Annotated in this window: 11 protein-coding genes; 2 read left to right on the top strand and 9 right to left on the bottom strand. The window is 58.9% G+C overall.

What is annotated here, in order from left to right:
• The 9 genes from NW815_RS12150 to NW815_RS12110 form a co-directional block, all read right to left on the bottom strand.
• Positions 1–497: ATP-binding cassette domain-containing protein (locus tag NW815_RS12150; RefSeq protein WP_414416065.1), on the bottom strand; the 497-nt coding region annotated here is incomplete at its 3' end.
• Positions 498–507: 10 nt separating this feature from the next.
• Positions 508–1,275 (bottom strand): ATP-binding cassette domain-containing protein, encoded by a 768-nt coding sequence (locus NW815_RS12145; protein WP_414342141.1) that lies wholly within the window; start codon positions 1,273–1,275, stop codon positions 508–510.
• On the bottom strand, positions 1,268–2,134 hold the full coding sequence (locus tag NW815_RS12140) for an alpha-D-ribose 1-methylphosphonate 5-phosphate C-P-lyase PhnJ (RefSeq protein ID WP_011431837.1): 867 nt from the start codon (positions 2,132–2,134) through the stop codon (positions 1,268–1,270). Before NW815_RS12140 ends, NW815_RS12145 begins: the two co-directional genes overlap by 8 nt.
• Complete coding sequence (locus NW815_RS12135; RefSeq protein ID WP_414416064.1) at positions 2,118–3,170, bottom strand: carbon-phosphorus lyase complex subunit PhnI; 1,053 nt, start codon at positions 3,168–3,170, stop codon at positions 2,118–2,120. Before NW815_RS12135 ends, NW815_RS12140 begins: the two co-directional genes overlap by 17 nt.
• Positions 3,155–3,724 (bottom strand): phosphonate C-P lyase system protein PhnH, encoded by a 570-nt coding sequence (gene phnH, locus NW815_RS12130; RefSeq protein ID WP_011431835.1) that lies wholly within the window; start codon positions 3,722–3,724, stop codon positions 3,155–3,157. The genes NW815_RS12135 and phnH overlap by 16 nt, the downstream gene beginning before the upstream one ends.
• Before the next feature lie 8 nt (positions 3,725–3,732).
• Positions 3,733–4,152, bottom strand: a complete 420-nt coding sequence (gene phnG, locus NW815_RS12125; RefSeq protein ID WP_011431834.1) for a phosphonate C-P lyase system protein PhnG — start codon at positions 4,150–4,152, stop codon at positions 3,733–3,735.
• Positions 4,153–4,161: 9 nt separating this feature from the next.
• The gene (gene phnE, locus NW815_RS12120) at positions 4,162–4,980 is read right to left on the bottom strand and encodes a phosphonate ABC transporter, permease protein PhnE (RefSeq protein ID WP_414388972.1); all 819 of its coding nucleotides are present in this window, start codon (positions 4,978–4,980) and stop codon (positions 4,162–4,164) included.
• Complete coding sequence (phnD, locus tag NW815_RS12115; protein ID WP_414388970.1) at positions 4,949–5,845, bottom strand: phosphonate ABC transporter substrate-binding protein; 897 nt, start codon at positions 5,843–5,845, stop codon at positions 4,949–4,951. The genes phnE and phnD overlap by 32 nt, the downstream gene beginning before the upstream one ends.
• A 46-nt stretch (positions 5,846–5,891) precedes the next feature.
• Positions 5,892–6,683: a phosphonate ABC transporter ATP-binding protein gene (locus tag NW815_RS12110; RefSeq protein ID WP_414388969.1), complete on the bottom strand. Its 792-nt coding sequence runs from the start codon at positions 6,681–6,683 to the stop codon at positions 5,892–5,894.
• Positions 6,684–6,961: 278 nt separating this feature from the next.
• Here NW815_RS12110 and hisIE point away from each other — a divergent pair, with 278 nt between their 5' ends.
• Positions 6,962–7,585, top strand: coding sequence for a bifunctional phosphoribosyl-AMP cyclohydrolase/phosphoribosyl-ATP diphosphatase HisIE (gene hisIE, locus NW815_RS12105; protein ID WP_414388967.1), 624 nt, complete (start codon positions 6,962–6,964; stop codon positions 7,583–7,585).
• 7 nt (positions 7,586–7,592) lie between these two features.
• Positions 7,593–8,226, top strand: a 634-nt coding sequence (locus tag NW815_RS12100) for a DUF1997 domain-containing protein (protein WP_414416063.1), incomplete at its 3' end; no start/stop codon positions are given.

The raw sequence follows: 8,226 nt of genomic DNA, 5'->3' as shown, positions 1-8,226 counted from the left end.
GGGTGGATGAGAGAGCGAGCCAAGTTGACTTTCTGTTTCTCGCCCCCCGAGAAGCTGGTTGGAAAAGTCTCCAGCAACTCTGGCTTCAGACCCAGCTCCAGGAGCAGCTCTGCTGCTCGATGTCGCGCTTGGTTTTCCGCTACTCCCTGCCACAGCAAGGGCTCCGCAACCAGCTCCAAGGCCGTGGTGCGGGGCCTGGGATCCAGAAACTGGCTGACGTAGCCGATGCGCTCGCGGCGGATTGCTAACACCTCGCGATCCCCTAAGCGGGCCAGATCCACCGTTCCCAGAGGGGTCTGCAGGAGGGCTTGTCCTGCCGTAGGCCAATAGCTGCGGTAGAGGGTTCGCAGTAGAGAAGACTTGCCAGAGCCGTTGGGGCCCTCCAGCAGCAAAAACTCTCCGGCTTGCAGGGAAAAGCTCACCTGCTGGAAGGCCAGAACCTCTCGCCCCAGTCGGTGAAGAAAGAACCGCTTTTCTAAGTTAACGACCTGCAACACCTTGCCCTTCCTAAAGTCTTGCGGCAACCAGATCCTGGGTAAAGGGGTGGCGAGGATCCTCCAGCACTTGGTCGGCCAATCCCTCCTCCACTACCTCCCCCTGGTACAACACCACAATTCGATCCGCCACAGCCCTCACGACCGAGAGATCGTGGCTTACTAGGATGAGGCTCATCCCCAACTGCCGCTTGAGGCGGCGCAGAGTATCCAGAAAGGTGGCCTGCACCAGCAAATCCAAACCGGTGGTGGGCTCGTCCAAAAGAACAGCCAGAGGCTTTTGGACTAAAGCTTTGGCAATCTGTACCCGCTGGCGCTCTCCTCCCGAAAGAGAAGCTGGGGGATCCCCGGCTCGCTCTAAAGGAAAATCGGCTCGCTCCAAAGCCTCCTGCGCCTCCGCTTCCAGCACTCCAAACCGCCGTTCTTCTCTAAGGACAAGGGGCTCCGCAACATTAGTCAGGGCCGCAAAGCCCATGCGCAGGGCCTGGGCGGCATCCTGATAGACCATGGCCAGGTAGTGCCGCGCCGCAGGCTGCTCGTAGCGAGAGAGCAACAGCAGGTTACGTCCCTCCCAACCCGGCACGTTTAGCCGATACTCCCCCTGGGCTGTCTCCTGAAGGTAAAGGATCTTCAGAAGAGTAGTCTTGCCACTGCCGGAAGCTCCCACCACCCCCAGCACCTCTTGGGGATAGAGCTTGAGGCTGACGTTCTTAAGCGCCCAGCGATCCCCGTAGGCTTTGCAAACCTTGACCAGCTCCAGAAGGGGGGTCTCCTCAGCCATGCTCTTTCTCCACAAATAGAGGACCGCTCGTTTTCCCGGCCAGCAGCTTTTCCATATAGCCCTGGTCGGAGATTTCATAGGCCAAGCTGCCATCTTCTTGGGGAATGGCGTTGAGGAAGACGTGGCGGCAACCGCTGCGACGGCAGGATCCCAAAATGGGCTCCGGCTGGAAGGGCCGATCCACAAAGGCCAAGGGCTCCACCCGGGTGTAGGGAGGGACGGCATAGAGCCGCTTCTCCCGCCCGGCCCCAAAGAGGGTGATATGGGCTGCCAGATGCAGCTTGGGCAGATCCCAGCGGGGCAGAGGGCTGGGATCCATCCCATAGCGCCCATGGACCAGAACTGGGTAGGCCGCTCCCTTGCGGCTCTGGCCGTGGCGTAGGTGCTCCTCAAAAAGATCCACCCACAGCAGGCTATAGTCGCCCAGAGCATGTAGCTCCCGCGCCCTGGCGTCAGAGGGCTCCACATAGCGCAGAGGCTCAGGGATGGGAACTTGCAGGATTAGGATTTGACCTTCTTGGAGCCGCTCCTCGGGGATGCGGTGGCGGCTTTGGATGAGGGTGGCCTCCAGCGTGTCGGTGGTTGTTCGAGCGCCGCTGACCTGGGCAATGAAGCGGCGCAAGTTGGCGGCATTGACAGAGTCATCGGCCCCCTGGTCAATGACCTTCACCACGTCCTGCGGCCCCACCAGGCTGAGCGTAAGCTGCAATCCCCCTGTGCCCCAGCCGCGAGCCAGCGGCATTTCCCGGCTAGCAAAGGGAACTTGATGGCCCGGTATGGCCAGGGCCTTGAGAACCTTGCGCCGAATTTCTCGCTTGGCCTCCAGATCCAGGTAGGCATAGCTATGCTTGGGTTTCAAGGGAGTCCTCCTTTTGGAAGTGGCTCATCCAGTTGCTGAGAAAGGTTACGTAGTGGGGTAGCTTGTAGTGGAGGGCAAAGCCGGAGGCCTCCACGGGATCCGTATGCACCAGGACAAACTCCTCGCTGCGAGCCGGATGGCTGGGGCGATCCATTTCCAAATCCAGCATGGCGCCAGCGATGGCCCGCCCCTCGTTCCAACCCAGGCTAGCGGCAAAGCCCAAGCGGTATCCTTTTTCTCCGTGTCCCACCACCTCAGTAAAGACCAGGCGGATCCGCCCCAGGCGAAAGCTTCCCCCCCGCACAGGATGAAAGGCGCGTACCTCGAGATAGCCCACGCCCAACTCGGCAACCGTTGGGTGGGTGTGGACGTTGTAGGCGCGCATGGCGCTGTAGGCCAGAGCCAGAAGTCCCCCCGTATCTCCCCTGGCCAAAGCTTGCAGGCGGTGGGCCCGCGGCGCTGGAAACAGCAGTGGCTGCCGCGTCAAGTCGGGAATCTCTTCCCCTGGAGCAGGGCTACTGGCTTGCTGCTCTGCCGTGGGATCTTCTTCCAGCAGACCTTGCTCCCTCAGCCAGCTGCGCACAGAAGGATAGTGCTGGGCAGCAGCCACGGCCGCCGGCTCTAGCGGGGGGCTTTCAGAAAAGCCCAAAAGACGCAGGCTGTAGTCTAGGGTGGGCCCCAAGACCTGGCCGCCGGGAATGCTCTTGAAAGCCGAGGAAAGCCGACGCACCAGCAGGAGATCTTCCTTTTTCTGCAGCTGGGCTTTCCCTAGGCGGGGGAGAGTAGTCCGGTGTGCTCTCAGAAGCAGCAGGGCCTCGTAGAGGTCCCCCCCTGTCTGCACAAGGGCAGTGGCCGCCAGCTCCGGAGCCCACAGCCCCGCCTCTGCCATCACATGATCCAGGAGATAGGGCAGCCCAGCCAGCTGCTTTGTCCGGCCTCGCCTGCTTTTGGCTTCTGCCGCTGACAACAGCTCGCGAAAAAGGGCCTCGGCATTGAGAATGGCCTCTTGGCTGCCCCGCGCTACGACATAGCCCATCCACCCACCTCCACGCTTCGGGGTAAGCCTACCACTTGGGGGCCGTCAGTTAACAGGATGTCCACTCCCAGCGGGTAGGCCAGGATCTGGGAGCGCAGCTGCCAAAACAGAGAGGGCAAGCCTACAGCCAACTGGATCTCCCCAGCTATGCCGGGCCCTCTGAGCAACACAGGGGATCCCCGGCCCAAGGGGGCCCCCAGGATAAGGGTCGCTCCCGCTTCAGGCTCAAGGTGGGTGCCTCTTTTGAGAGCCAAAAGGCTGTCTGGGCCAGCGGGCAAACTCTCCAGCTGCTCGGCAAAGACAAAGTCAGCAGCCTCCAAAGCCACAGGCCGGGGATCCTGCCCACGCAAATCCGACAGCAGCCAGCTTGGCGCCCAAACCCCTACATTGCCATCCACCAGCGTCAGCCCAATGAGGCGAAAGGCTTGGCGAAGGGAGCGAGCGGGAAAGCTCTCCAGACGGCCAGGGTAGCTCAACGCCCTAACCAACGCCCGGAAGACCTGCTGGCTTTGCTTTTCTGCCAGTCCCGGTGTGGGGCCGTAGGCTTTGGACATCCCCAGGCTCACAGAGTCTCCACCTCCAGGCGAGTTGCAGCTACCTTGCGCCAGAGGCGCTCGTCTTCTTCTTGAAGATCCTTCTGAGCCGCTAGCGCCAAAGCCTGGATCTTCTCCACAGCAATTCCCGCCTGCAGAGCGGCGTCTAGGTAGGCCAGGGCGCGCGCCAGACGCGGCTTTTCCCCCAGCACCATCCCGTATCCTTCTACTCCCTTTTTTGGAAAGCGCAGCCAGACCTCGTAGACCAGCACTTCTCCCACGTAGAAGGGCGTCCCCGTGCGGGAGTCCTCAAAGGGGAGCGCCAGCAGCCCTGCCCCTTCCCTGAGCTTTTGGCTGGATCCCAGAGCAGGCCTGACCTCCCGCGCCAAAGCCAGCACCTCCTTCTCGGGGGCCTCCTGCAACAGCTCTAGCATCTCTAGGGGCTGCATCCCAGCCTCCTAAATCAGGGTCTGGCGGATCCGCGCCGAAACTTTGTCAATTGTAAATACAGCCAGCAGAATCAGCAGAACAACCGTGGCCGCATCTTGAAAGCGAAAGGCTCGTATGGTCTGCATCAAATCAAACCCAATGCCCCCTGCCCCCACCAAGCCCAAGACCGTTGCCGAGCGCACGTTAGCCTCAAAAAGGTAGAGAGTGCTGGAGTAAAAGGCAGGAGCCACTTGCGGCCAGAAGCCATAGGCGATAACCAGGAAAGGGTGGGAACCTGTAGCCTCTACCGCCTCCACCTGCTTCATATCTACTGTCTCGATGGCCTCTGAGAGGAGCTTGCCTGCCACACCCGCCGTGTGCAGGGTCAAAGCTAGGATCCCTGGCAAGGGTCCTAGGCCAATTGCGGCCACAAAAACCAATGCCAAGACCAGTTCATTGAGCCCCCTGAGGACATCCATGAGCCCGCGCACAAGCAGGTAAACCGCAGGGGAACGCATGACATTTCTGGATCCCAGGAAGGCCAAGGGAACCGTGAGAAAAGTGGCCAGGAAGGTGCCCCAGAGGGCCATCATCAGGGTTTGCAACAGGGAGTAAAGGAAGTTGGGCAAGAAGTAAAAGCTGGGAGGAAAGAAGCGAGCCAAGAAGGCCGCACTCCTCCCCAAGCCAGCTAACAACTTTCCTGGCGAGATCTCGGCAGGCTCCGCCGTCAGCAAGAGAGCGAGAAAAACCCCCCCATACAGCACAACCGTGCTCAGCTCCCTGCGCTTAAGCTCTGCTGGCAGGGGGGGAAGTCTCCTAGAGTTGGCACTCAGGTTTCTTAAGAGCATCGTTGACCTTGCGGAAGGGATCGTAATCTGCGTCGCTAGCCGGCTCAAAGCCCTTCAGCCCACGAGCCTCCAGCCATTTCTGACCCTCCGGCGTGTTTTCGTACTCCAGATAGACCGTGCGCAAGGCCTCCTTGAGATCCTCTGGCAGATCTTTACGGTAGGCCCAGGGAGAGGAAGGAATGGGATCCGATCTCCAGAGGACCTCAAAGTCCTCTATGCCTTTGATCTGCCCCTTCTTGGTGGCAAGGCTGATCCCGGTATCCCAGGTTACACCAACGGGAATGGTTCCCTGAGCTATCCCCAAGATGACCGACTCGTGGGTGCCAGCAAAAGCCACCCGCTTGAAATACTCCTTGGGCTTGATTTTGGCCTCAAGACAGAAGTAGGCCATGGGCACCTTGAAGCCAGAGGTGCTCTCTGGGTCGACGAAAGCAAAATCTTTGCCCTTGGCGTCTTCTAGAGTTTTGATGCCACTGCCTTTCTTGGAAAGCATCAAGGAGTGATAAACGGTACCCGAGCGCAGCGAGTCCTCTTTCACGAACGCTTCAATGGGAGCGTTGGCCTTTTCAATGGCATCTACGTAGGAGGCAGGGCCGTAGAAAGCTACGTGAGTTTGGCCTTGTGCCTGGGAGACCATCACCGCCGTGTAGTCACCGGCCACAAACAGGCGGACGGGGATCCCCAGTTTTTGTTTGAGATAATCCAAAAAGGGAGCATAGCGAGCTTCGTAATCGGCAGCACTCTCCACCGGTACTTCAGCAATCACCAGCTCCTTGGGCCAGTTTTGCTTCTGAGCCAGCCCTGGAACCCAGCTGGAAATTCCCATGAGGAAGGCAGCAAGGAACAGAATTTTTCTTCTCCGCATAAGGTTTTCTCCTTTGCAGTTAACTTGCGGTTGAAGGTGGATCTTGTTAGACCATCAAGGTTGAGGAAAACCATTCGCTTGCCTCGTGGGTTTCCTTCTCCCCAAAGTAGAGCTCCTTTTCCTTTTCAGAGGTAAAATCGGAAAGCGGCCCATTGAAGAAAACCTGGCCCTCCTTGAAAGCAACGACTCGATCGGCGTAATGGCGCACCATTTCTAGGTGGTGCAGGGTAACCAGCAACGGAATCCCCTGGCGGCGCACCGCTCCCAGCAGCAGCTCCATAATTACCTTTGCATTTTTAGGATCCAAAGCCGAAATGGGCTCGTCGGCCAGAATCAGGGCTGGCTCCTGGATCAAGGCGCGAGCAATACCCACTCGCTGCTGCTGCCCCCCTGAGAGAGCGTCGGCCCTTTGCCAGGCATGCTCTAGCAACCCTACCTCTTCCAGCAGCTTTTCCGCCTTGGCCAAATCCTGAACAGAAAAGTGCTTGAAAAGACCCCGAATGGGACTCAGGTGAGGCAGACGCCCAACAAGAACGTTTTCCAGAACCGTCAGGCGCCCGATGAGTTGAAAGGTCTGGTAGACCATGGCCGTGCGCCTGCGCAGCTGTTGCAGGGCATCCCTTTGGCCTTCATGGAGAGGAAGAGAATCAACCCAAACTTTTCCGCCGCTGAGCTTGACCATCCCTTTCAAAAGCCTAAGAAAGGTCGACTTTCCTGCTCCCGAAGGTCCGATCAAGGCCACAACCTGCGCTCCATCGCCAAATAGGTCAAGGTAAACCTCCCTTAGGGCAACCTTGTTTTTGAAGGCAACCCAAAGGTTCTCGACTTGGATGCGCATAAGCTACCTCACGGCGGGAAAACCGGTAACAAACTTAGCAGATTGGCCTGATACTGAAGTTAAAACCAAGTTAAGCTTTGCTGGCCTGGGCAGCAGGACTTCTCAATGGCTTCTCGAAACTGGCTTTGGCCTGGAGGGCGCTCTTGGAGGTACCCCTGGGAGAGCTTGCTCTGCTATCCTGCTAATAATCTCGATTGGTTTTCTGCCAAACCCTTATGGCTGCTGCTGTGATCTCGGGCCTCTCTTGGCAGTCCCCCAGAGCCCTTTCACCGGAGGAGATGGCTTGGTTAGGCAGCCTCACCTACAATGAACAGGGCCTGATCCCGGCCATCGTGCAGGACTACCTGGACGGAACAGTGCTGATGATGGCCTGGATGAACCGGGAATCGCTGCAAAAAACCCTGGAAACAGGCCGCACCTGGTTTTGGAGCCGCTCGCGGCAGGCGTTGTGGCCCAAGGGGGAAACTTCTGGCCATGTGCAGTGGGTCAAACAAATCCGCTACGACTGCGACGGCGACGCGCTGGTGATCTTGGTGGAGCAGGTGGGAGATGCGTCTTGCCACACGGGGGCGCGGAGCTGTTTCTTTCGCCCTTTGCAAGGGGATCCCCTTCCAGCAGCCGATACCCTGTCGCAGGTGTTTGCCGTGGTCAAGGCCCGCCAGGCGGATCCCTGTCCCGATTCCTACACCAGCAGCTTGCTAGCCAAGGGGGAAAATGCCATTTTGAAGAAACTTGGCGAGGAGACGGCTGAGGTGGTGATGGCGGCTAAGGATCAAGACCGCGTGGCTTTGGCCCGTGAGATGGCCGATCTCTGGTACCACTGCCTCGTGGCCCTTGCTCATTATCAGGTGGATATTAAGGATGTCTATCGCCAGCTCCAAGCCCGCCGTTCCGCCAAGTGAAAGGGCCGTGTCCCCCGAAGGCGGTGCTCCCGCAGATCCCTCTCCGTCCTCTTGGGATCCCTCCCTGGACAAAGCCCACCTGGATTTACAAGCCGCGCGGTGTGGACAAGTGGATCTGGAAACCGATCGGGAGACCTTGGCCCGTTACCTGAGAGGCCATGCCCAGTGGATCCAGCGGTGCTTCAGGCCATTGCAGGTGGAAGCTTTGTCTGCCGAGACTTACAGGTTGCAGTTTTTCCGCATGGGCGGGCTGGGGTTTGAGCTGGAGCCCAGTTTTGGGGTCAAGATCTGGCCGGATAAAGATTACCGGTTTTGTCTGACCTCGATTGAGTTGCCCGGCGATGAAGGAATGCCTTACCGGGTCAGCTGCCAAGCCGATTTCCAGCTGGAGGAGCTGCAGGGATCCCTGAAAGACCTGCCCACCACCCGTGTTCACTGGGCTCTTCATCTGGAGATCTGGCTGGCTTTGCCCAGGTTTTTGCAGGTTCTGCCCCGCAAGTTGGTTTATCGGGTGGCCCGTCAAGTGGTGCAGCAGGTAACCCGCGGCCTCAGCGATCGCTTTACCGACAATGTCTGCCGGGATTTCTACCGCTCCATTGGCCGTCCAGATTGCCCCTATCGCCTAGTTGTTGTGGAAGAGA

The organism is Synechococcus sp. R6-7 (genome assembly GCF_047461695.1).
GTDB lineage: Bacteria > Cyanobacteriota > Cyanobacteriia > Thermostichales > Thermostichaceae > Thermostichus.
The sequence above is the reverse complement of the archived record's forward strand: the minus strand, read 5'-3'. Positions and strand labels throughout refer to the sequence as shown.

Excerpts from the sequence above, each read along its gene's own strand:
- NW815_RS12135 (WP_414416064.1), bottom strand. The coding sequence starts at position 3,170 with ATGGGCTATGTCGTAGCGCGGGGCAGCCAAGAGGCCATTCTCAATGCC.
- hisIE (WP_414388967.1), top strand. The coding sequence starts at position 6,962 with ATGGCTTGGTTAGGCAGCCTCACCTACAATGAACAGGGCCTGATCCCG.
- phnD (WP_414388970.1), bottom strand. The coding sequence starts at position 5,845 with ATGCGGAGAAGAAAAATTCTGTTCCTTGCTGCCTTCCTCATGGGAATT.
- phnG (WP_011431834.1), bottom strand. The coding sequence starts at position 4,152 with ATGCAGCCCCTAGAGATGCTAGAGCTGTTGCAGGAGGCCCCCGAGAAG.
- phnH (WP_011431835.1), bottom strand. The coding sequence starts at position 3,724 with ATGTCCAAAGCCTACGGCCCCACACCGGGACTGGCAGAAAAGCAAAGC.
- phnE (WP_414388972.1), bottom strand. The coding sequence starts at position 4,980 with ATGCTCTTAAGAAACCTGAGTGCCAACTCTAGGAGACTTCCCCCCCTG.
- NW815_RS12110 (WP_414388969.1), bottom strand. The coding sequence starts at position 6,683 with ATGCGCATCCAAGTCGAGAACCTTTGGGTTGCCTTCAAAAACAAGGTT.
- NW815_RS12145 (WP_414342141.1), bottom strand. The coding sequence starts at position 1,275 with ATGGCTGAGGAGACCCCCCTTCTGGAGCTGGTCAAGGTTTGCAAAGCC.